22 protein-coding genes are annotated in these 18,924 nt (G+C 66.3%); 14 read left to right on the top strand and 8 right to left on the bottom strand.

Going from position 1 to position 18,924, the window contains the following annotated elements; genetic code table 11:
• Nucleotides 1-39: 39 nt before the first annotated feature.
• Both ftsH and bfr read left to right on the top strand, forming a co-directional pair.
• Nucleotides 40-1,947: an ATP-dependent zinc metalloprotease FtsH gene (gene ftsH, locus LI953_RS09040; protein ID WP_227075746.1), complete on the top strand. Its 1,908-nt coding sequence runs from the start codon at nt 40-42 to the stop codon at nt 1,945-1,947.
• A 68-nt stretch (nt 1,948-2,015) separates the two neighbouring features.
• A complete protein-coding gene (gene bfr / locus LI953_RS09035) occupies nt 2,016-2,504 on the top strand; it encodes a bacterioferritin (protein ID WP_227075745.1) in 489 nt (162 codons plus the stop codon).
• Between the two features lie 2 nt (nt 2,505-2,506).
• Here bfr and panB read toward each other — a convergent pair whose 3' ends face one another.
• From panB to LI953_RS09015, 4 genes are read right to left on the bottom strand one after another with little or no spacing between them, the layout of a single operon-like run.
• Nucleotides 2,507-3,289: a 3-methyl-2-oxobutanoate hydroxymethyltransferase gene (gene panB, locus LI953_RS09030; RefSeq protein ID WP_227075744.1), complete on the bottom strand. Its 783-nt coding sequence runs from the start codon at nt 3,287-3,289 to the stop codon at nt 2,507-2,509.
• Entirely contained in the window at nt 3,286-3,756 is a 471-nt protein-coding gene (locus tag LI953_RS09025; protein WP_227075743.1) for a CinA family protein, read from the bottom strand. Before LI953_RS09025 ends, panB begins: the two co-directional genes overlap by 4 nt.
• Nucleotides 3,753-4,199, bottom strand: a complete 447-nt coding sequence (locus LI953_RS09020; protein WP_227075742.1) for a phosphatidylglycerophosphatase A — start codon at nt 4,197-4,199, stop codon at nt 3,753-3,755. Before LI953_RS09020 ends, LI953_RS09025 begins: the two co-directional genes overlap by 4 nt.
• Nucleotides 4,196-5,773, bottom strand: a complete 1,578-nt coding sequence (locus tag LI953_RS09015) for a lytic transglycosylase domain-containing protein (RefSeq protein ID WP_227075741.1) — start codon at nt 5,771-5,773, stop codon at nt 4,196-4,198. Before LI953_RS09015 ends, LI953_RS09020 begins: the two co-directional genes overlap by 4 nt.
• Nucleotides 5,774-5,868: 95 nt before the next feature.
• Here LI953_RS09015 and dapA point away from each other — a divergent pair, with 95 nt between their 5' ends.
• Together dapA and smpB are read left to right on the top strand one after the other, a co-directional pair.
• Entirely contained in the window at nt 5,869-6,747 is an 879-nt protein-coding gene (gene dapA, locus LI953_RS09010; protein WP_227075740.1) for a 4-hydroxy-tetrahydrodipicolinate synthase, read from the top strand.
• A 38-nt stretch (nt 6,748-6,785) separates the two neighbouring features.
• Nucleotides 6,786-7,226, top strand: coding sequence for an SsrA-binding protein SmpB (gene smpB, locus LI953_RS09005; RefSeq protein WP_227075804.1), 441 nt, complete (start codon nt 6,786-6,788; stop codon nt 7,224-7,226).
• On the opposite strand, the gene LI953_RS09000 is transcribed toward smpB, so the two are convergent.
• Together LI953_RS09000 and LI953_RS08995 are read right to left on the bottom strand one after the other, a co-directional pair.
• Nucleotides 7,227-7,859, bottom strand: a complete 633-nt coding sequence (locus LI953_RS09000; protein WP_227075739.1) for a uracil-DNA glycosylase — start codon at nt 7,857-7,859, stop codon at nt 7,227-7,229.
• Nucleotides 7,856-8,428 carry an NYN domain-containing protein gene (locus LI953_RS08995; RefSeq protein WP_227075738.1) on the bottom strand — a complete coding sequence of 191 codons (573 nt, stop codon included), beginning with the start codon at nt 8,426-8,428 and terminating at the stop codon, nt 7,856-7,858. Before LI953_RS08995 ends, LI953_RS09000 begins: the two co-directional genes overlap by 4 nt.
• Nucleotides 8,429-8,550: 122 nt before the next feature.
• On the opposite strand from LI953_RS08995, the gene folK reads away from it, so the two are divergent.
• From folK to LI953_RS08965, 6 genes are all read left to right on the top strand, one after another.
• Nucleotides 8,551-9,054 carry a 2-amino-4-hydroxy-6-hydroxymethyldihydropteridine diphosphokinase gene (gene folK, locus LI953_RS08990; protein ID WP_227075737.1) on the top strand — a complete coding sequence of 168 codons (504 nt, stop codon included), beginning with the start codon at nt 8,551-8,553 and terminating at the stop codon, nt 9,052-9,054.
• 75 nt (nt 9,055-9,129) lie between these two features.
• Nucleotides 9,130-9,543, top strand: a complete 414-nt coding sequence (gene rpoZ / locus LI953_RS08985; RefSeq protein WP_227075736.1) for a DNA-directed RNA polymerase subunit omega — start codon at nt 9,130-9,132, stop codon at nt 9,541-9,543.
• 5 nt (nt 9,544-9,548) lie between these two features.
• On the top strand, nt 9,549-11,810 hold the full coding sequence (locus tag LI953_RS08980) for a bifunctional (p)ppGpp synthetase/guanosine-3',5'-bis(diphosphate) 3'-pyrophosphohydrolase (protein ID WP_255643120.1): 2,262 nt from the start codon (nt 9,549-9,551) through the stop codon (nt 11,808-11,810).
• Nucleotides 11,807-12,217: a holo-ACP synthase gene (acpS, locus tag LI953_RS08975; protein ID WP_227075734.1), complete on the top strand. Its 411-nt coding sequence runs from the start codon at nt 11,807-11,809 to the stop codon at nt 12,215-12,217. Before LI953_RS08980 ends, acpS begins: the two co-directional genes overlap by 4 nt.
• 64 nt (nt 12,218-12,281) lie before the next feature.
• Nucleotides 12,282-13,562, top strand: coding sequence for a diguanylate cyclase (locus LI953_RS08970; RefSeq protein ID WP_227075733.1), 1,281 nt, complete (start codon nt 12,282-12,284; stop codon nt 13,560-13,562).
• Nucleotides 13,563-13,593: 31 nt separating this feature from the next.
• Nucleotides 13,594-14,226: a flavin reductase family protein gene (locus tag LI953_RS08965; protein WP_227075732.1), complete on the top strand. Its 633-nt coding sequence runs from the start codon at nt 13,594-13,596 to the stop codon at nt 14,224-14,226.
• Nucleotides 14,227-14,236: 10 nt separating this feature from the next.
• Here LI953_RS08965 and LI953_RS08960 read toward each other — a convergent pair whose 3' ends face one another.
• Both LI953_RS08960 and LI953_RS08955 read right to left on the bottom strand, forming a co-directional pair.
• Entirely contained in the window at nt 14,237-14,485 is a 249-nt protein-coding gene (locus LI953_RS08960) for a DUF3297 family protein (protein WP_227075731.1), read from the bottom strand.
• Nucleotides 14,482-15,753 carry a D-alanyl-D-alanine carboxypeptidase family protein gene (locus LI953_RS08955; RefSeq protein ID WP_227075730.1) on the bottom strand — a complete coding sequence of 424 codons (1,272 nt, stop codon included), beginning with the start codon at nt 15,751-15,753 and terminating at the stop codon, nt 14,482-14,484. The genes LI953_RS08960 and LI953_RS08955 overlap by 4 nt, the downstream gene beginning before the upstream one ends.
• 130 nt (nt 15,754-15,883) lie before the next feature.
• Between LI953_RS08955 and lepB (LI953_RS08950) the strand changes: the two genes are divergently transcribed.
• The 4 genes from lepB (LI953_RS08950) (at nt 15,884) to era (ending at nt 18,875) form a co-directional block, all read left to right on the top strand.
• Entirely contained in the window at nt 15,884-16,495 is a 612-nt protein-coding gene (lepB, locus tag LI953_RS08950; protein WP_227075729.1) for a signal peptidase I, read from the top strand.
• Between the two features lie 69 nt (nt 16,496-16,564).
• Entirely contained in the window at nt 16,565-17,317 is a 753-nt protein-coding gene (lepB, locus tag LI953_RS08945; protein ID WP_227075728.1) for a signal peptidase I, read from the top strand.
• 5 nt (nt 17,318-17,322) lie between these two features.
• Nucleotides 17,323-17,985 carry a ribonuclease III gene (rnc, locus tag LI953_RS08940; RefSeq protein ID WP_370635780.1) on the top strand — a complete coding sequence of 221 codons (663 nt, stop codon included), beginning with the start codon at nt 17,323-17,325 and terminating at the stop codon, nt 17,983-17,985.
• Nucleotides 17,982-18,875 (top strand): GTPase Era, encoded by an 894-nt coding sequence (era, locus tag LI953_RS08935; protein ID WP_227075726.1) that lies wholly within the window; start codon nt 17,982-17,984, stop codon nt 18,873-18,875. Before rnc ends, era begins: the two co-directional genes overlap by 4 nt.
• Nucleotides 18,876-18,924: the final 49 nt, after the last annotated feature.

Below are 18,924 nucleotides of genomic sequence, written 5' to 3'. Positions count from 1 at the left end.
CGCGTGGCCGCGTAAGCAAGGAAGAATGGACTAGTCTAGATGAACAATCTGGGTCGAAATATCGCGCTTTGGGTGGTCGTCGCCCTGATTCTCGTGGTGCTGTTCAATGTGTTGCAGCCCTCCAACGAATCGCCCAACACCTCGCAGATCGCTTATTCCAGCTTCCTGGACGAGGTGAACAATGCCCAGGTGGCGAAGGTCACCATCACGGGCCAGGACATTACCGGCACGACCAAGGACGGCAACAGCTTCGAGACTTATGCGCCGCAAGATCCGAATTTGGTGTCCAAGCTGGTCTCGGCGGGCGTGAATGTGACCGCCAAGCCCGAGGATTCCGGCAACCCGTATGTGCGGATGCTGATCTCCTGGCTGCCGATCCTGGTGATGATCGGGGCGTGGATTTTCTTCATGCGCCAGATGCAGGGCGGCGGCGGCCGGGCCATGGGCTTTGGCAAATCCCGCGCCCGGCTGCTCACCGAGAAGCAGGGGCGCGTGACGTTTGAGGATGTCGCGGGCATCGACGAAGCCAAGGGCGAGCTGCAGGAGATCGTCGAGTTCCTGCGCGACCCGCAGAAATTCCAGCGCCTGGGCGGCAAGATCCCCAAGGGGTGCCTGCTCGTCGGCCCGCCCGGCACGGGTAAGACGCTGTTGGCCCGCGCCATCGCGGGTGAGGCGAACGTGCCATTCTTCACCATCTCCGGCTCCGATTTCGTCGAGATGTTCGTCGGCGTTGGCGCCAGCCGCGTGCGCGACATGTTCGAGCAGGGCAAGAAGAACGCGCCCTGCATCATCTTCATCGACGAGATCGACGCCGTGGGCCGCCATCGCGGCGCGGGCCTGGGCGGCGGCAATGATGAGCGCGAGCAGACGCTGAACCAGATGCTGGTGGAGATGGATGGGTTCGAGTCCAATGAGGGCGTGATCCTGATCGCCGCGACCAACCGGCCGGATGTGCTGGACCCGGCGCTGCTGCGCCCCGGCCGCTTCGACCGCCAGGTGGTGGTGCCGAATCCGGACGTGGTCGGGCGTGAGAAGATCTTGCGCGTGCATATGCGCAAGGTGCCGCTGGCCTCGGATGTCGACCCCAAGACCATCGCCCGCGGCACGCCGGGCTTCTCGGGCGCCGATCTCGCCAATCTGGTGAACGAGGCGGCGCTGCTCGCCGCGCGCATCGGCAAGCGCGTGGTCGCCATGGCCGAGTTCGAGGCCGCGAAGGACAAGGTGCTGATGGGCGCGGAGCGGCGCTCGTTGGTGATGTCCGACGCCGAGAAGACGATGACCGCCTATCACGAGGGCGGGCATGCGATCTGCTCGATCTCGCTGCCGGAATGCGACCCGGTTCATAAGGCCACGATCATTCCGCGCGGGCGGGCGCTGGGCATGGTGATGAGCCTGCCCGAGGGCGACCGCTACTCGGTGAGCAAGCTCAAGCTGCTGCAACAGCTGATCATGGCGATGGGCGGGCGCGCGGCCGAGGAGCTGGTGTTCGGGCCCGACAAGGTCTCCAACGGCGCTTCGGGCGACATCAAGATGGCCACCGACACCGCCCGGCGCATGATCACCGAGTGGGGCATGTCCGAGAAACTCGGCATGGTCGCTTATGGCGATAATGGGCAGGAGGTGTTCCTGGGTCATTCGGTGACGCAGAACAAGAACGTCTCGGAGGCGACCTCGCGCGAGATCGACAACGAGGTGCGCGCCTTCGTCGACCACGCCTATGCCGAGGCCAAGCGCATCCTCACCGAGCGGCGCGATGACCTGGAAGCCCTGGCCAAAGGGCTGCTGGAATATGAGACGCTCTCGGGTGACGAGATCCAGATGGTGCTGCGTGGCGAGAAGATCGTGCGCAAGGTGGTGGACGAACCCGCCGCCGACGGGCGCCGCAGCTCGGTGCCGACCGCGACACCCAAGGCGCCTGACCTACCCTCCGGCGCGGTGCCGGCCTGACTTTCCGCTGCGCCCGCCAAGCCAGGCGGGCGCGGCCTCCCATCAAAGCCCATAGGAGATGCGGCGAGATGAAAGGGGATGCAAAAGTCGTAGGCTATCTCAACGAAGCCCTGAAGCACGAGTTGACGGCCGTGAACCAGTATTGGCTGCATTATCGGCTGCTGGATAATTGGGGCATCAAGAAACTGGCCGATAAATGGCGCGCTGAGTCGATCGAGGAAATGCGCCACGCGGATATCATCATCGCCCGCATCCTGTTCCTCGAAGGCAGCCCCAGCATGCAGACGCTGGGCAAGCTGCATATCGGCAGCGATGTGGGCGAGATCATCGGCAACGATCTGCGCGCCGAGATGGAAGCCCGCAGCCTCTATGTCGAAGCCGCGTTCCACGCCAACGCGGTCAAGGATTTCGTCACCCGCGACCTGTTCGAGACGCTGCTCTCCAGCGAGGAGGGCCATATCGACTTTCTCGAGACGCAGAACGACGTCATCGCCCGGATCGGCGTCGAGCGTTACATGGCCAGCCGGCTGGGCGAATTGGGCGGCGAATCGGCGTAGGGCTAGCCCGCGGGCGGGAAGCTGCCGCCGCGCACCTCCTCGGCATATTGGGCGAGGGCGGTCCGCACCAGATCGGCGCCATCGAGATAGCGCTTGGCGAAGCCCGGGGCGCGGTCGGGGTTCAGCCCCAACACGTCATGCATCACTAGCACCTGGCCATCGGTGCCCGGCCCGGCGCCGATGCCGATGGTCGGCACCGTGAGCTGGCGGGTGATCTCGGCGGCGAGCTCCGCGGGGATGGCCTCCATCAGCACCATGCGCGCCCCGGCCTCGGTCAGGGCGTGGGCGTCTTCAATCAGCTTGGCGGCGGCGTCCGGCGTTTTGCCTTGGCGCTTGAAGCCGCCAAGCTGTCGCACATGCTGTGGCGTCAGGCCGATATGCGCGCAGACCGGGATCGCCCGGCGCGAGAGGAAGGCAACGGTCTCCACCATCGGCGCACCGCCTTCCAGCTTCACCATATCAGCCCCGGCCTTGAGCAGCCGGGCCGAAGAGGCGAAAGCCTGGGCGGGCGATTCCTCGAAGCTGCCGAAGGGCAGATCGGCCATGACCAGCGCCCGGGTCACCGCCTTGGCGACGATGCTGACATGATACTCGGTCTGCTCCAGGCTCACGCGCAGCGTGTCGGCGTCGCCCGCGATCATCATTCCCAGCGAATCGCCAACCAGCACAGCGTCCATCCCCGCCGCCTCGGCCAGCCGCGCGAAGGGGTAGTCATAGGCCGTGATCATCGTCATCTTGCGGCCTTCGCGCTTGGCCTTTTCCCAAATGGCGAGATTTTTGCTCATAGCGGCTCTCCTTCTTGCTCCAGCAGGCCAAGGGCGAAGGCGGCGCTTTGCGCGCGCACGGCGTCGCGGCCGCCCTGGAAGATGTGGTGGTATGTGCGCTCGCCGCGCGGGCCCGCAAGTCCGAACCAGACCGTGCCGACCGGCTTCTCGGCGCTGCCGCCATCCGGCCCGGCAATGCCGGTGATGGAAACCGCGACATCGGCGCCCGATCGCGCCCGCGCGCCGCGCGCCATCGCCAGCGCCACCGGCTCCGACACCGCGCCAACCGCGGCCAGCAGCTCCGCCGGCACGCCGAGAAGCTCTGTCTTGGCCTCGTTGGCATAGGTCACGAAGCCATGGGTGAACACCGCGGAGGCGCCGGGGATGGCTGTGATGGCCGCAGCCACCAGCCCGCCGGTGCAGCTCTCCGCCGTGGCCATGCGCAGCCCCTTGCGGCGATAGAGCGCGACCAGCGCCGCCGCGCTCACAGCAGCGACACCAGATGCAGAGCGAGGATCACCAGCCAGGCCATCAACCCGGCGATGATGTCGTCGCCCATGATCCCGTATTCATCGGCGCGCTGATCAGCCCAGGCGACGGGGCCGGGCTTTAGGATGTCGAACAGGCGGAACAACACGAAGGCCACGGCCACGCCGCGCAGGCTGACGCCGGTGAGCGCCAGCAGCGGGATCATCTGACCCGCGATCTCGTCGATCACCACCCATTTCGGGTCGGCATTGGCCTCGGGCAGCTTGCCGACGGCGTAAAGCCCAAGCGCGGTGGCGATAACGATGCCCGCCAGCAGCGGCAGATGTCCGAGCGAGAGCAGCGCGCAGCCCAGCGCCAGCCCCACCAGCGAGCCAAACGTGCCCGGCGCCTTGGGGGCATATCCGGCACCGAGGCCGCTTGAGATGAGGGTCCAGAGTTTCATGATGTCTGCCAGGGATCGAGGGGCGAGGGGGCCGCGCCAGTCAGCAGGGCGCGGTAGATGGTGATGTTCTCCAGCACGCGCTGGACGTAATTGCGGGTTTCGCTGAAGGGGATTTGCTCGATCCAGTCCAGAATATCCGCCCCGCCCGCGTTACTGCCCAGCTCCGGGTCGCCATACTGCTTCAACCAGCGCGCGACATTGGTCGGCCCGGCATTATAGGCGGCGATGGCGAGCGGCAGGCAATTGCCGAAATTATCCACTTCATGCGCCAGATAGGCGCTGCCGAGCGTTATATTGGTTGATGGGTCGAACAGATTGCCCATCGGGAGGCCATCGTGCCGGGCGGTGAGTCTGGCCGTGCCGGGCAGCAGTTGCATCAGCCCCACCGCCCCGGCGCCAGAGACGATGTTGGGATCGAAGCTGCTTTCCTGCCGCATGATGCCATCCGCGACCGCCGGTTCCAGCGCGCCTTGCGGGGTGAAGGGGGTGGGCCAGCCGTCGTGCAGCAGGGTCTGCCCGGCAATGCCGGCGCTGCGGGCGATGGACACCGCCGATTGTGGCAGCCCTAACCCCAGGGCGAGGCGGGCGGCCATCACGCGGGTCTTGTCGTCATCGGCCACCTGGCCGAGCCGGTTGAGGAACATCACGGCGTCGCGCGTGTCGTTCATCTGCACCAGCAGCACCGCCGCGCGAGGCAGTTCCATAAGGCCGAAGCTGAGCGCGTCTCCGGCTGAGAAGTCAGGTTCCTGGGCGCCGAGGATGCGCGCCGCCATGTCCTGCGCCGAGCCGCCGAGGGCGAAATTGGCGAGCTGGCCGTAGAAGGTGCTGGGGTAGGCGGCGGCGCGGGCGTAATCGGCGGCGGCCTGGGGGCCAGTCTCGGTGCGGGCGAGCCAGTAATACGCGCGGGCCTGGGTGATCACGGCGGGCGAGGCCGCCGCCAGGGCACGGAACCAGGGCGCGGCTTGCTCCGGCTGGTGCAGGAAGCGCAGGGCGATGAACCCGGCCAGGAAGTCTTGGTCGAGAACCTGATCAACGGCGCCGGAGGTGGGCGGGCTGACCGCGGCGGCCACGGCATAGGCGTCGCGCGCGTCACCCGCGGCCAGCAAGGCGCGGGCGAGGCGGCTCTGATCGGGCCAGAACAACAGCCGCTGCGTGCTGTCGGCGGCGGCGAAGGCGGCTTGGCCCTGGGTGGTCCATAGCCGCGCGGCCTGGATGTCCTGCCCGGCATCGTGCAGCGCCTCCACCTGGGTCAGAAAATCTGGCGCTGGCTCCGCCGCCTGCGCTGGCAGCCCCGCCGCCTGGGCGGCGCGCAGGGCCAGTAGGCGCTGCTCCGGCCAGTCCGGATTCGCGGCGATGAACTGGTTGATCTCATCCGCCGTGCCGCCCCCCTGGGCGATGAGGCGGAAGAAGGTGACCAGCTTGCTCATCAGCGGATCGCCCGTCTGCGCGGCCAGGGCGGTGGCATCGGTGAAATCACCCGCCTGCACATCGGTCATGATCTGCGGGGTGGCGGCGGTCTGCGCGCAGGCAAAGGCGGGCAGCAACATCAGCGGCAAGGCGGCCAGGAACTTCATGCGCCACACTCTAGCAGCGTGGCACATGCGGGCCAAACCGCTTGCAGCATGGCGGTGCGCGGATTACGTGGGGAGCCAGCAGGAGAAAATTTGCAATGTTTCACGGCTCGCTGACCGCTCTGGTCACCCCCATGCACGCGGACGGGCGCATCGACGAGGATGCCTATGCCCGCCTGATCGACTGGCAGATCGCCGAAGGCACCACTGGGCTGGTGCCGGTGGGCACCACCGGCGAGTCGCCGACGCTGAGCCATGACGAGCATAAACGTGTGGTCGAGCTGGCCGTGGCCGGGGCCAGGGGCCGCGTGCCGGTGCTGGCCGGGGCGGGCTCCAACGCCACCGCCGAAGCCATCGGCCTTGCCCAGCACGCGCAGAAGGCCGGCGCCCAGGGCGTGCTGGTCGTCACCCCTTATTACAACAAGCCGACGCAGGAAGGGCTGTACCGCCACTTCAAGGCGATCGCCGAGTCGATCAGCATTCCGCTGATCATCTACAACATCCCCGGCCGTTCGGTGATCGACATGACCGTGGAGACGATGGCGCGTCTGGCCGAGATCAAGAACATTATCGGGGTGAAGGATGCCACCGCCAACCTGAGCCGCCCGCTGCACACGCTGCGCGCCTGCGGGCCGGATTTCATCCAGCTCTCGGGCGAGGATCACACGCTGCTCGGCTACCTGGCCAGCGGCGGGCATGGCTGCATCTCGGTCACCGCCAATGTCGCGCCGAGGCTTTGCGCCTCGCTGCATGAGGCTTGGGCGCGCGGCGACACCCAGGCCGCGCTGGAGATCCAGATGCGCCTGCTGCCGCTGCATGACGCGATGTTCTGCGAGAGCAATCCGGGACCGGTGAAATACGCGGCCTCGCTGCTGGGCTTCGGCACCAACACGGTGCGCCTGCCGCTCGCCCCGGTCTCGGAGGAGAGCGCCGAGCGCATCCGCGCGGCGATGCGGGAAACCGGCATTCTCTCTTGAGCAAGGATTCGAAAAAATCGGGCCTGATCTCGCACGGCATGGCCGCGCAGAATCGTAAGGCTCGGTTCGACTACAAAATCCTCTCGACTGTCGAGGCCGGAATCGTGCTGAAGGGGCCGGAGGTGAAGTCGCTGCGCATGGGCCGGGCCACGCTGAACGAGGCCTGGGCCGGTGAGCGCGACGGCGAGTTGTGGCTGTTCAACATGTATATCCCGGAATACCAGGGGGGCGTGCTGTCGCGCTTCGAGACCCGTGGCATTCGCAAGCTGCTGGTGAAGAAAAAGGAGCGCAACCAGATCTTCGGCGCGATCTCGCGCGACCGCCAGACCGTGGTGCCGCTGGATATTCATTTCAACCAGCGTGGTCTGGCCAAGGTCACGCTCGGCATCGCCGAGGGCAAGCAGAAGGCCGATAAGCGCCAAGCCGCCGCCGCGCGTGACTGGCAGCGCGACAAGGCCCGGCTGCTCAGGAACCGCTGATCAGGCCCCGCCCAGCCGGGCGCGGATCGCCGCCACCACGGCGGCGAACATCGCCGGGGTCAGCCGCCCCGTGTTCACGTTGTATTGCGAGGTGTGGAAGGAATCGGCCAGCATCAGGCCGCCGGGCAGCTGGTGCATCGCGCCGTGGGCGAATTTATAGGATGCCGGTTTCAGCCCCAGCACGCGCAAGATGCCCTCATGCGGCTCCCGCCCGATGGCGAGGCACACGCGCAGATTCGGCATGGCGGCGAGTTCCTCGGCCAGGAAGCGGCGGCAGGTATTGATTTCCTGCGTTTGCAGCTTGTGCTGGGGCGGGGCGCAGCGCACCGCGTTGGTCACCCGGCAATCATGCAGCGCCAGCCCGTCATTGGCACGCTCGGCATAGGTGCCGCTGGCGAAACCCTCTTTCAGCAGCGTGGCGTAAAGCAGCCGCCCGGCGACATCGCCGGTGAACGGGCGGCCCGTGGTGTTGGCGCCGTTGACGCCGGGCGCCTGCCCGACCACCAGCAGCCGCGCGGAAAGCGGGCCGAAACTCGGCACTGGCGCGTTGAAGCCATGCGGGATGGCGGCGCGGTTGGCCTCGCGATAGGCCACCAGCCTCGGGCAAAGCTGGCAATCGGCGGCTGGCGTCACGATTCGTCATCCTCGCGGTTGCGCGGACGCATATCCTGCTGGCGGCGGGTGAATTCCGGCGCGATCTCGGCGAGTTCGACAAACTGGTCAGCCTGCCGGCGCAGCTCGTCGGCGATCATCGGCGGCGAGGTGCGGATGCTGGACACCACCGACACGCGCACGCCCTTGCGCTGCATCGCCTCGACCAGCCGGCGGAAATCGGAATCGCCCGAGAACAGCACCGCATGTTCGATCGAGGGCGCGAGTTCCAGCATGTCGATCGCCAGCTCGATATCCATATTGCCCTTCACCCGCCGGCGGCCCATCGCGTCGGTATATTCCTTGGCCGGCTTGGTCACCAGGCTGTAGCCATTATAGGCCAGCCAGTCGGTGAGCGGCTTCAGCGGGGAGTACTCCTCGGTTTCCAGCAGCGCCGAATAATAATAGGCGCGCAGCAGATTTGTTTTTCCGGCAAAGTAATCGAGCAGGCGGCGATAATCTATATCAAAGCCAAGGCTGCGCGTGGCGGCGTAGAGATTGGCGCCATCGATGAACAGCGCGGTGCGCTCCTGGGATGAAAAACGAAACATGCGAAGTGCCTCTTCTGCGGGCAATAGACGTTAAGTAAGGATATGCAGGCCGGATAATAATGTTAAAACGGAGATAATTCAGTGGTGAACGACGGCGGGGCCGGGAGAGGTAGATACAGTCTATGATACTAATTGCGGTCGGTGCCAACCTGCCGGGGCCGGGCGAAAGTTCTCCGCTGGAGAGCTGCCAGGCCGCGGTGGAGGCGGTCCGCGCCATTCCCGGCTTGCGCTTTGTCGCCGTTTCGCGCTGGTACCGCACGGGCGCCATCCCGCGCGGGGAAGATCCGGATTACTGCAACGGCATGGTGCGGATGGAGGGTGAGATCGCCCCGGCCGAGCTGCTGGCCCGGCTGCACGAGATCGAGGCGCAATTTGGCCGCGCCCGCACCGTGCCCAACGCGCCGCGCACGCTGGATCTCGACATCATCGACCTCAACGGCATCATCCGCGCGGTGCCCGACCCGGTATTGCCGCACCCGCGGGCGCATCTGCGCGCCTTCGTGCTGCGCCCGTTGCTCGATGTCGCCCCCGCCTGGCGCCACCCCACGCTGCGCCAGAATGTGACCACCCTGCTGGCCGAATTGCCCATTCAGCCCTTGCGGCCCTGGCATGAAGACCCGGGCTGAACACTTGATAAGGCTTGCATCACGCCTGCGCGCGGGCTAAGGCAACCGTTCAATTTTCTGCCTGGAGCGTTTTGGATGGCCCGCGTAACCGTCGAAGACTGCGTATTGAAAGTGCCAAACCGGTTCGAGCTGGTGCTGTTGGCCGCGCAGCGTGCCCGTAACATCAGCCGTGGCGAGCAGCTGACCATCGACCGGGACAACGACAAAAACCCGGTGGTGGCCCTGCGCGAGATCGCCGATGAAACCCTGTCGCTGCCGGAGCTGGAGCAGGATCTGGTCAAGGGCCTGTCCCGCGTGCCCGAGCCGGAGCCGGTGGATGAAGAGGTGGTGGACCTGATCCCCACCGAGCAGAACATTTTCGGCCTGCAGGATGTTTCCGCCGAGGAAGAGGCCGCCGCCATGGCCGCCGAGGGCGAGGAGATCATGTCGCCCGAGGATATCCAGGCCGCGATCGAGGCCGAGCTCGGCGGCAAATCCTCCCGCCGGTAATCACCATGCCGACAGGCTGCCGTGGTTTGAGCCTGTCCTGGTCGCCTGAAGGGCTGTCCGCGAGCCCGCCGCAGTTCCACCCCGAACTGCGCGGGCTGTTGGCGCGTGTCGCGGCCTATGACAGTAAGGCCGATCCCGCGCTTATCGACGAGGCTTACGGCATCGCCGAGCAAGCCCACGCCGCGCAAAAGCGCGATAATGGCGAGCCCTACATCACGCATCCGCTAGCGGTGGCCAACATCCTGGCCGGCTACAAGCTGGATGCCGCCTCCATCATCACCGGGTTGCTGCACGACACGGTGGAGGACACCGCACTCACCTTGCCCGATGTGCAGAAGCGTTTCGGCGCCGAGGTGGCCTGGCTGGTGGACGGCGTCACCAAGCTGACGCGGCTGGAATTGCAATCGGACCGGACCAAGCAGGCGGAGAATTTCCGCAAGCTGGTGCTGGCGATGAGCAAGGATATCCGCGTGCTGATCGTGAAGCTGGCGGACCGGCTGCACAATATGCGCACCATCGGCGCCATCTCGGCCGCGCATAAGCGCCAGCGCATCGCGCGCGAAACGATGGAGATCTACGCCCCCCTGGCCGAGCGCATCGGCATGGAGGCGGTGAAGACCGAGCTGCAAAACCGCTCCTTCGCCGAGATCGACCCCGAGGCTTATGAAAGCATCCAGGCGCGTCTCAACTTCCTGCGCGGGCAGGGGGCTGATGTGATCGAGGAGGTCCGCAAGGAACTCACGCATGTCTGCCAAGAGGCCGGGGTGAAGGTGGTGGAAATCGCCGGGCGCGAGAAATCGCCCTATTCCATCTGGCAGAAGATGCAGCGGCGCAACGTCGCCTTCGAGCAGCTCTCGGACATCATGGCCTTCCGCATCATCGTGCCGACGCGGGCCGATTGCTACGTGGCGCTGGGCGCGATCCATGCCGCGTATCCGGTGATTGCCGGGCGCTTCAAGGATTACATCTCGACGCCGAAAACAAACGGCTATCAATCGCTGCATACCGGCGTCACGCTGCGCCAGCCGCGCAACCAGAAGATCGAGATCCAGATCCGCACGCCCGAGATGCAGGCGGTGGCGGAAGCCGGTGTCGCCGCGCATTGGCTGTATAAGCAGGCGGATGCGTCCTCGGGCGATGTGCAGAAATTCCGCTGGGTGCAGGATCTGCTGGAGATTCTGGAAAACTCCGCGGCGCCGGACGAGTTTCTCGAAAACACCAAGCTGGAACTCTACCAGGACCAGGTGTTCTGCTTCACGCCCAAGGGCCAGCTCATCCAGCTCCCGCGGGGGGCGACCTCGGTCGATTTCGCTTATGCGGTGCATAGCCAGATCGGCGATAGCTGCGTGGGTGCGCGCATCAACGGGCGGTTGATGCCGCTGCGCTACGAATTGCAGAATGGCGACCAAGTAGAAATCCTCACCGCGCGCGGCGGCACGCCCAGCCCAGCCTGGGAGCGTTTTGTCGTCACCGGCAAGGCGCGCGCGCGCATCCGCCGCTTCCTCGCGCAGCAGATGCGCGACCAGCACCGCGACGCCGGCAAGACCGTGCTTGCCAAGGCCTTCCGGCAGGAGGGGGTGGACGGCTCCGAGAAAGTGCTCGAGCCAGTGCTGAAGGCGCTGAAACAGGCGAGCGTGGACGATCTCTACGTCGCCGTCGGCACGGGTGCCCTTACGGCCAAGGATGTGATCCACGCCGCCTATCCCGAGCTGCGCGCCGCGCGCGCGCCGCGTGTGCTGCCCTCGTTCATCGGCGGGGGATTAGCGGCGCGCTCACCGCGCACCGGCGGTAAGGCGGAGTCCGGCCTGCCCATCACCGGCCTCGTCGCGGGGATGGACGTGCATTACGCCGGGTGCTGCCACCCGCTGCCGGGCGACAAGATCGTCGGCATCGTCACCACCGGCAAGGGTGTCACCGTGCACACCAAGGATTGCCCGACGCTGGAGACCTTCGCCGCGACGCCGGAACGCTTCCTCGACGTCGATTGGGACTCGGCCGCGCTCGCCCGGCTCGACCCGAAGACGCAGCGCTTCACCGGGCGCATCAGCGTCATCGCCGGCAATTCGCCGAGCGCGCTGGCCAACCTCACCAATGCCGTGGCGAAGCAGGATGGCGCCATCGCCAATCTCAAAGTCGTGCACCGGCAGCAGGATTTCTTTGAGATCATGGTGGATGTGGAGGTGCGTGACGCCCGTCACCTCAACCAGGTGATCGCGGGGCTGCGCGGCACGCCGGGCATCGCCCAGGTCGAGCGCGAACGCGCATGATCCTGGGGATGGGCTCGGATATCTGCGATATCAGGCGGATCGAGCAGGCGCTGGAACGGCATGGCGAGCGCTTCACCCTGCGCGTGTTTTCCGAGATCGAGCGTGCGCGTTCCGAGCGGCGGGCGCATTTCCGCGCCGCAAGCTACGCCAAGCGCTTCGCCGCCAAGGAGGCCTGCGCCAAGGCGCTTGGCACCGGCTTCCGCGACGGCGTGTTCCTCTCCGATCTGCGCGTGGTCAATCTGCCCTCGGGTCAGCCGACACTGGAGTTGCATGGCGGCGCGGCCGAGCGGCTGCGCGCCATTACCCCGCCCGGCCATCTGGCGCAGGTTCTGCTCTCGCTCACCGACGAATATCCCTACGCCTATGCCCAGGTCATCATTTCCGCCGCGCCGTTAGCACCCGCTTAACTTTGCCCGCGCATGATCCAGAAGGAATGGTTTGTTAACGATTTCTTCCGGCGTGAGGGGCGGCATGGTGGTCGATATAATGACGGAGATGGTGCTGGCGATCGCGTTTCTGGCGATGGCTTATGCGGTGAACGATCTTTACAGCGCGACGGAAGACAGCGTGTTGCGCGGCCAGCGGGCGACGCTAATGGGCGCGTTGCTCTGCGCGGCGCTGATGCAGACCCTGCTGATCGTTACCGCGCGGCTGCATGCGCCGGGTGTGGCGCCGCTGCTGCGCGGGGTGTCTGCGCTGTGCCTGCTGGCGCTGCCGGTGGTGTTTTGGCCGGTGGCGCGGCGGCTGCGCGCGGGGCAGGCGAGGGTGCTCAACCGGCGCCTGGCGCTGCGCGCGCAACGGGCCGAGGCGGCGATGCTGGAGGCGCGGTCCTGGCTCGCCATGGCCGAGCAGGCTGGGCATGTTGGGCATTGGCGGCTGAGCGTGCCGGGGCAGCGCCTCTCCTGGTCCGATGAGATGTTCCGCATCCATGGGCTATGGCACGAGCATTACCATCCGCGGCTGGACTCCGCCCTGGCCGCGCTGCACCCGCTGGATGGCGCGCGCGTCGGCGCATTGCTGCGCGAGATCATGGCCAAGGGCGGCGAGTTTGATGCCACGGCCAAGCTGCGCCGCCCGGATGGCGAGATCCGCGCCGTGAGCCTGCGCGCTCAGGCGCTGCGCGACCGCTTCGGCGAGGTCGAGGCGGTGCAGGGCGTGATGGTGGATATCACCGAAGCACGCCGCCCGGAGGTCCGCCCGCACGCCCATGCCGCGCAGGAGGAGGGCGGGGTGGATTCCGTTACCGGTTTGCCGGGGCGCAAGCCGTTCGATGCCACGCTGGGCTACGAGTTCAAGCGCGCGGTGCGCAGCCATAAGCCGCTCGGGCTGGTGCTGATCGAGATCGACCAGTTCGCCCGCTATGCCGCGCGGCACGGGCGCAAGGCGGCCGATGCCCGGCTGCGCCGCGTGGCGGAGGCGGTGAGCGCTGTTCCCCGTCGCACAGGCGATATCGTGGCCCGCTACGGCAAGACCGAGATCGCGGTGCTGCTGCCGCTGGCCGACGCGCCGGGGGCGGAATGCGTGGCGCGGCAGATCGCCGAGGCGGTGCGGGCGCTGGCGCTCAGCGATGACGGGCGCGAGGGTGGGATGCTGACCCTGAGCTGCGGCGCCGCCGCCTTCGCCGGGCCGGATGATCTGTATAATCCGCTCGAACTCACCCGCCGCGCCGGCAAGGCCCTGGCCGATGCCCGTCTGTTCGGCGGCGACCAGGTCGTGCGCTACCGAGAGGATGCACTGGCGGGCGAGGCTTGATCCCGCCCCGGTGGCGCGCATATTCGGGGACATGGAGGGCGCGCGGATGCAGCAGGAATATTTCTACGAACCGGCCAAGGGGCATGGGCTGAAGCATGATCCGTTCAACGCCATCGTCGGGCCGCGCCCGATTGGCTGGATCTCGTCGCGCGGTGCCGATGGCTCGGTGAATCTGGCGCCCTACAGCTTTTTCAACGCTTTCTGCTACCACCCGCCGATCATCGGCTTCTCCAGCATCGCCGCCAAGGACACGCTGCGCAATGTGCGCGAAACCGGCGAATTCGTCTGGAATCTGACCACGCGCCCGCTGGCCGAGGCGATGAACGCGAGCTCGGCCACCGCGCCTTACGGGGTGGATGAATTCACGCTGGCCGGGTTGGACAAGGCGCCCGCGCGCCTGGTGTCGGTGCCGCGCGTGGCGGCCAGCCCGGTGAATTTCGAGTGCAAGCTCGCCGATATCGTGCAACTCAAAGGCTGGCGCGGCGATCTGGCGCAAGCTTGGCTGGTGCTGGGTGAGGTGGTTGGGGTGCATATCGCCCCGCACCTCATCACCGATGGCGTGTTCGACACCTTCGCCGCGCAGATCGTGCTACGGGCGGGCGGGCCGACGGCTTACGCCGAGGTGCTGCCCGCGACCCGGCTGGACATGACGCGGCCTGGCTGAGCCTGCCGGCTCAGCCCTCGCCCTCCTCGCGGAGATATGGCTCGACCTTGCCCTTGAGCTTGATCGTCAGCGGCTTACCGCGGCGGTCCAGGGTCTTGCCCGCAGCTACACGCACCCAGCCCTCGGAGACGCAATATTCCTCGACATTGGTCTTCTCGGCGCCGTTGAAACGGATGCCGATGCCCCGCTGCAGCAGGGCCTCGTTGAAGAACTGGCTGTCGGGATCGATGGACAGACGGTCGGGCAGGGTGTCGCTCATAGCATCTTGCTCAGTTTGCGTTTCAGTTTGGTGAAGAAGGTGGCCGGCGGCGAATCAGCCAGCGCCACCACGGGAACATTGGCCAGGGTCTTGCCGTCAACGGTGTAGGTCACGCTGCCCAGCGTTTCGCCCTTGGTCACGCCGGGCGTGAGGTCGGCGGTGTAGGCGATGCTGTGCGTGATTCTGTTGACGGCATCAGCAGGCAGGGTCAGGGTCACGTCCTGCGCCGGGCCTACGGCCACGCTGCCGCTATCCAGCGCGTCGCTTTGCAGCGTGTCGATCTGCTGGTTGGCGCTGGCGATCTTGGCGTCGGTGAAGAATTTCTGGCCGTAATCCAGCAGCGTTTCGATCGCCGCGGTGCTTGAGCTCCAGGTTGGCCCGCCGGTGACGACGGCGATCAGACGCATATTTCCGCGCTGGGCGGTGGCGTCGATGCAATGGCCGGACTCGTTGGTCAGGCCGGTTTTCAGCCCGTCCACCGTGGGGTCCTTGGCCAGCACCGGGTTCCAGGTGGCCTGGGTGATGTTGTTATAGGTGTAGCTCGGCTGCTTGGAGATATCGAGGATCTCCGGCTCGTCCTGCAGGATCGCGCGCGACAGCTTCGCCACGTCCATCGACGAGGTGTGCAGGTTCGGGTCGGGCAGGCCGGTGGGGTTGGTGTAGTTCGTGTCGGTCAGGCCGAGGTTGGCCACTTCCTTGTTCATCATCTGCACGAAGGCGTCGGTCGAGCCGGCGATCTGCTCGGCCAGGGCCACGGCGGCGTCGTTGCCCGAATCGATGATCAGCCCATGCAGCAACTGGTCCACCGTGACCACCGAATTTGGGTCGATGAACATGGTCGAGCCCTGCTGATGCCATGCATTCACGGAGACCGGCACGGTCTGGTCCAGCTTCAGCCCGCCGCTATGCAGCGCCTTGTAGGCGAGATGCGCGGTCATCAGCTTGGTCAGGCTGGCGGGCGGTACCTGCAGATGCGGCGCCGCCTCGGCGATGATGGCGCCGGTCGCGGCATCCATCAGCACATAAGAGGTCATGTCCGGCAGGGTGGGCGGGGTCGGCGTGTTCTTGTCCGCGATCGGGGAATCGGGCACCGGCGGCGGGCCTGACGGCGCAGGGGTGGCGCCGATCTTGTCGGCCACGGCGGCGGCGGTGTGCGGGCCGTTATCCACGGCCGCGCGGGCATGGTGCGGCGTTTTGGCCGCGGCGGCGTTGGCGAACACCAGCGCGGCGGCAAGCGCGACGCGAGACAAACCGGCAGTCTTGGGCATGGGCGAAAACATGGGCAAAGCGGTCTCCATGTGGTGGTCGGGCAAAACTGGGGGTCTGTCTCCCCCATTTGTTGACACGCCGCAAGCGCCGGGATTGATGAGTGCCGGTTGCAAACGGTGAATTAATGTAATGCGGCGCGCGAATCTGGCCGAACTGGCGCTGGTGCTGGCTGTGGCCCTGGCCGCCGCGCTGGCTCTGCGCGCCTGGGTCGTCACGCCCTATCTGGTCCCGTCGGGCAGCATGGTTCCGGCGCTGCGCCCCGGCGATTTGATCCTGGTCAGCCGGTTGCCTTATGCGCCGCACCGGGGCGATGTGGTGGTGTTCACCTCGCCCCGCGGCTCGGGCGAGGTGCTGGTCAAGCGCCTCATCGGCCTGCCCGGCGATACCGTGCAGATGCGCGCCGGCAGACTCATTCTCAACGGTGAAACAATGCCTTGCGCCCCGTCCGGATGGATTGAGGACGCCAGCGGCCTGGGCCCTGTGGTGGCCCGCGCCTGTGTCGAGACCCTGCCCAACGGGCGGGGCTATACGGTGCTAAAGGTAACGGCTGACGGCTTCGCCAATAACACGCCGCACTACACCGTGCCGCCCGGTGATCTGTTCCTGCTCGGTGACAACCGCGACGATTCCGAGGATTCGCGCTTCCTCGATGGCCCGGTCGGTTATGTGCCGGAGCGGGATGTGATCGGCCGCGCCGTGCTGGCGCTCGCCCCCTGGCGGGCGCCGCGCTGGCTGCGTTGAGGCGGGGGTTTTCTTGACAAGCCGCCAGTGCCGGGTTTGATGCGGCAGGCTCTAAGGATCAACAGGTAGATGGCACGGCAGACAAAGACTCCCGGCGGTTTTATCGAATTCGTCAAAACCATTTTCTATGCCGGGCTGATCGCCGTTGGCATCCACACTTTTCTGTTTGAGCCGTTTTACATCCCCTCCGGCTCGATGGTGCCCACGCTGCTGGTGGGCGATTATCTGGTGGTCAACAAATTCGCCTATGGCTATTCGCATTTCTCCTTCCCCTTCGCGCCGGATTTCTTTTCCGGCCGCTGGCCCGCGGGTGGGCCCAAGCGCGGCGATGTGGTGGTGTTCCGGCCGCCGGGTGATCTGAGCGAGGATTTCATCAAGCGCGTCATCGGCCTGCCGGGCGACACCATCCAGATGGTCAACGGCCAGTTGCTGATCAACGGCCAGCAAGTGCCGCGCCAGGATGCCGGCACCTATAGCGACGACAGCGACTCCTACGGCCCGCCCGTGCTGGCGCGCGATTACACCGAGACGCTGCCGGGCGGGGTGACGCATCAGATCCTCAAACGCACTGATGAGGGTTTCGCCAACAACACGCCGGTTTACACCGTGCCGCCCGGCGATCTCTTTATGATGGGCGATAACCGGGACAATTCCGAGGATTCGCGCTTCCTCGACGGCCCGGTCGGCTATGTGCCCATCGAAAACGTCATCGGCCCGGCCGATCTGATCTTTTTCTCCATCGATTTGCAGCATCCGTTCTGGCAGGTCTGGTACTGGCCCTTCGAAATCCGCTGGGGCCGGATGCTGCACGCGATTAAGTGAGCGGGGTGGACGCGGCCCAGGCCTTCCTGGGACACCAATTCGCCCGGCCCGAGCTGCTGGCCGAGGCCCTGACGCATCGCTCCGCCGCCGGGGCCAAGGGCGTGGGCTCCAACGAGCGGCTGGAATTCATTGGCGACCGTGTGCTTGGCCTCGTGGTGGCGGAATGGCTGATCGAGCGCTTCCCCGCCGAGCAGGAGGGCAAGCTCGGCCCGCGTTTGGCCGCTTTGGTCTCCAAGCCGGCGCTGGCGGCGGTGGCCGAGGCGCATGAGGTGAGCGAGATGCTGATCGTGGCGCCCGGCGAGGCCAAGCGCGGCGTGCGCACCCAGGCCAATGTGCTGGCCGACGCGCTGGAGGCGATGATCGGGGCGCTGTATCTCGATGCCGGGCTGGACGCGGTGAAAGCCTTCATCCGCCGGGTAATGGCCGAGGCTGTGCAGGCCCAGTCCGCGCCGCCGAAAGACCCGAAAACCGCGCTGCAGGAATGGGCGCTTAAGCGCGCCTTGTCGCTGCCCGTTTACACAGTGGTGTCGCAGAGCGGCCCCTCGCACGCGCCGTTATTCGTGATACGTGTGAGCGTGGGCAGCGCCAGCGCCGAAGCCAAGGCCGGCGCCAAGCGCGCGGCGGAACAGGAGGCAGCGCGGATGCTGCTGGAGATATTGCCAGAATGACGAAATGTGGATTCATCGCGCTAATCGGCGCCCCCAATGCGGGGAAATCGACCCTGCTCAACCGCCTCACCGGGGCCAAGCTCTCCATTGTCACGCCCAAGGCGCAGACGACGCGCGCGCGCGTGTTGGGGATTCTGGTCCGCGACGCGGCGCAGATGTTGTTCGTGGACACGCCCGGCATCTTCGCGCCCAAGCGGCGGCTGGACCGCGCGATGGTCGCGGCCGCCTGGGATGGCGCCTCGGAGGCCGATTACGTACTGCTGCTGGTGGACGCCAAGGCCGGACTGACCGAGCCGGTGCGCGAGATCGTGACGCAGGCCGCGGCATCAGGGCGCAAGATGGCGCTGGTGCTGAACAAGATCGACCTGATCGACCGCCAGAAGCTGCTGCCGCTGACCCAGGCCCTGGCCGAGTTGGCGAGCTTCGAGCAGGTGTTCATGATCTCCGCCCAGAGCGGTGACGGGCTGGATGCGCTACTGGATTACTGCACCGGAAAACTCCCCGAAGGCCCGTTCCTCTACCCCGAGGATGAGATGACCGACGTGCCGGAGCGGCTGCTGGCGGCCGAGATCGTGCGCGAGCAGATCTTCCTGCAAACGCGCGACGAAGTGCCCTACGGCACCACGGTGGAGACCGAGAGCTTCAAGGAGCAGAAGAACGGCGCCATCCGCATCGATGCGGTGATCTATGTCTCCCGCCCCGGCCACAAGGCGATCCTGATTGGCGCCGGCGGCAGCCGCATCCGTGAGATCGGCGCCCGTGCCCGTGCGGAACTGATGCGCCTGTTCGAGACTAAGGTTGATCTGTTCCTGCGCGTGGCCGAGCGGCCGGGCTGGGATGAAGAGGCCGCGCGCATCCGCGCCACCGGTTTGACCGACCCGAAAAGCTGAGCCGGTCATGGCGCGGATGCATCGCTGGTTCTGGCATGCGGGCGCGGTG

Source organism: Acidocella sp. KAb 2-4, from assembly GCF_020567705.1.
Taxonomy (GTDB): Bacteria; Pseudomonadota; Alphaproteobacteria; order Acetobacterales; family Acetobacteraceae; genus Acidocella.
Note: the sequence above shows the minus strand (reverse complement) of the source record. Positions and strands in the feature narration are given on the sequence as shown.

Excerpts from the sequence above, each read along its gene's own strand:
- ftsH (WP_227075746.1), top strand. The coding sequence starts at position 40 with ATGAACAATCTGGGTCGAAATATCGCGCTTTGGGTGGTCGTCGCCCTG.
- bfr (WP_227075745.1), top strand. The coding sequence starts at position 2,016 with ATGAAAGGGGATGCAAAAGTCGTAGGCTATCTCAACGAAGCCCTGAAG.
- panB (WP_227075744.1), bottom strand. The coding sequence starts at position 3,289 with ATGAGCAAAAATCTCGCCATTTGGGAAAAGGCCAAGCGCGAAGGCCGC.
- LI953_RS09020 (WP_227075742.1), bottom strand. The coding sequence starts at position 4,199 with ATGAAACTCTGGACCCTCATCTCAAGCGGCCTCGGTGCCGGATATGCC.
- LI953_RS09015 (WP_227075741.1), bottom strand. The coding sequence starts at position 5,773 with ATGAAGTTCCTGGCCGCCTTGCCGCTGATGTTGCTGCCCGCCTTTGCC.
- dapA (WP_227075740.1), top strand. The coding sequence starts at position 5,869 with ATGTTTCACGGCTCGCTGACCGCTCTGGTCACCCCCATGCACGCGGAC.
- smpB (WP_227075804.1), top strand. The coding sequence starts at position 6,786 with ATGGCCGCGCAGAATCGTAAGGCTCGGTTCGACTACAAAATCCTCTCG.
- LI953_RS08995 (WP_227075738.1), bottom strand. The coding sequence starts at position 8,428 with ATGTTTCGTTTTTCATCCCAGGAGCGCACCGCGCTGTTCATCGATGGC.
- folK (WP_227075737.1), top strand. The coding sequence starts at position 8,551 with ATGATACTAATTGCGGTCGGTGCCAACCTGCCGGGGCCGGGCGAAAGT.
- rpoZ (WP_227075736.1), top strand. The coding sequence starts at position 9,130 with ATGGCCCGCGTAACCGTCGAAGACTGCGTATTGAAAGTGCCAAACCGG.
- LI953_RS08980 (WP_255643120.1), top strand. The coding sequence starts at position 9,549 with ATGCCGACAGGCTGCCGTGGTTTGAGCCTGTCCTGGTCGCCTGAAGGG.
- acpS (WP_227075734.1), top strand. The coding sequence starts at position 11,807 with ATGATCCTGGGGATGGGCTCGGATATCTGCGATATCAGGCGGATCGAG.
- LI953_RS08970 (WP_227075733.1), top strand. The coding sequence starts at position 12,282 with ATGGTGGTCGATATAATGACGGAGATGGTGCTGGCGATCGCGTTTCTG.
- LI953_RS08965 (WP_227075732.1), top strand. The coding sequence starts at position 13,594 with ATGGAGGGCGCGCGGATGCAGCAGGAATATTTCTACGAACCGGCCAAG.
- LI953_RS08960 (WP_227075731.1), bottom strand. The coding sequence starts at position 14,485 with ATGAGCGACACCCTGCCCGACCGTCTGTCCATCGATCCCGACAGCCAG.
- LI953_RS08955 (WP_227075730.1), bottom strand. The coding sequence starts at position 15,753 with ATGCCCAAGACTGCCGGTTTGTCTCGCGTCGCGCTTGCCGCCGCGCTG.
- lepB (WP_227075729.1), top strand. The coding sequence starts at position 15,884 with ATGCGGCGCGCGAATCTGGCCGAACTGGCGCTGGTGCTGGCTGTGGCC.
- lepB (WP_227075728.1), top strand. The coding sequence starts at position 16,565 with ATGGCACGGCAGACAAAGACTCCCGGCGGTTTTATCGAATTCGTCAAA.
- era (WP_227075726.1), top strand. The coding sequence starts at position 17,982 with ATGACGAAATGTGGATTCATCGCGCTAATCGGCGCCCCCAATGCGGGG.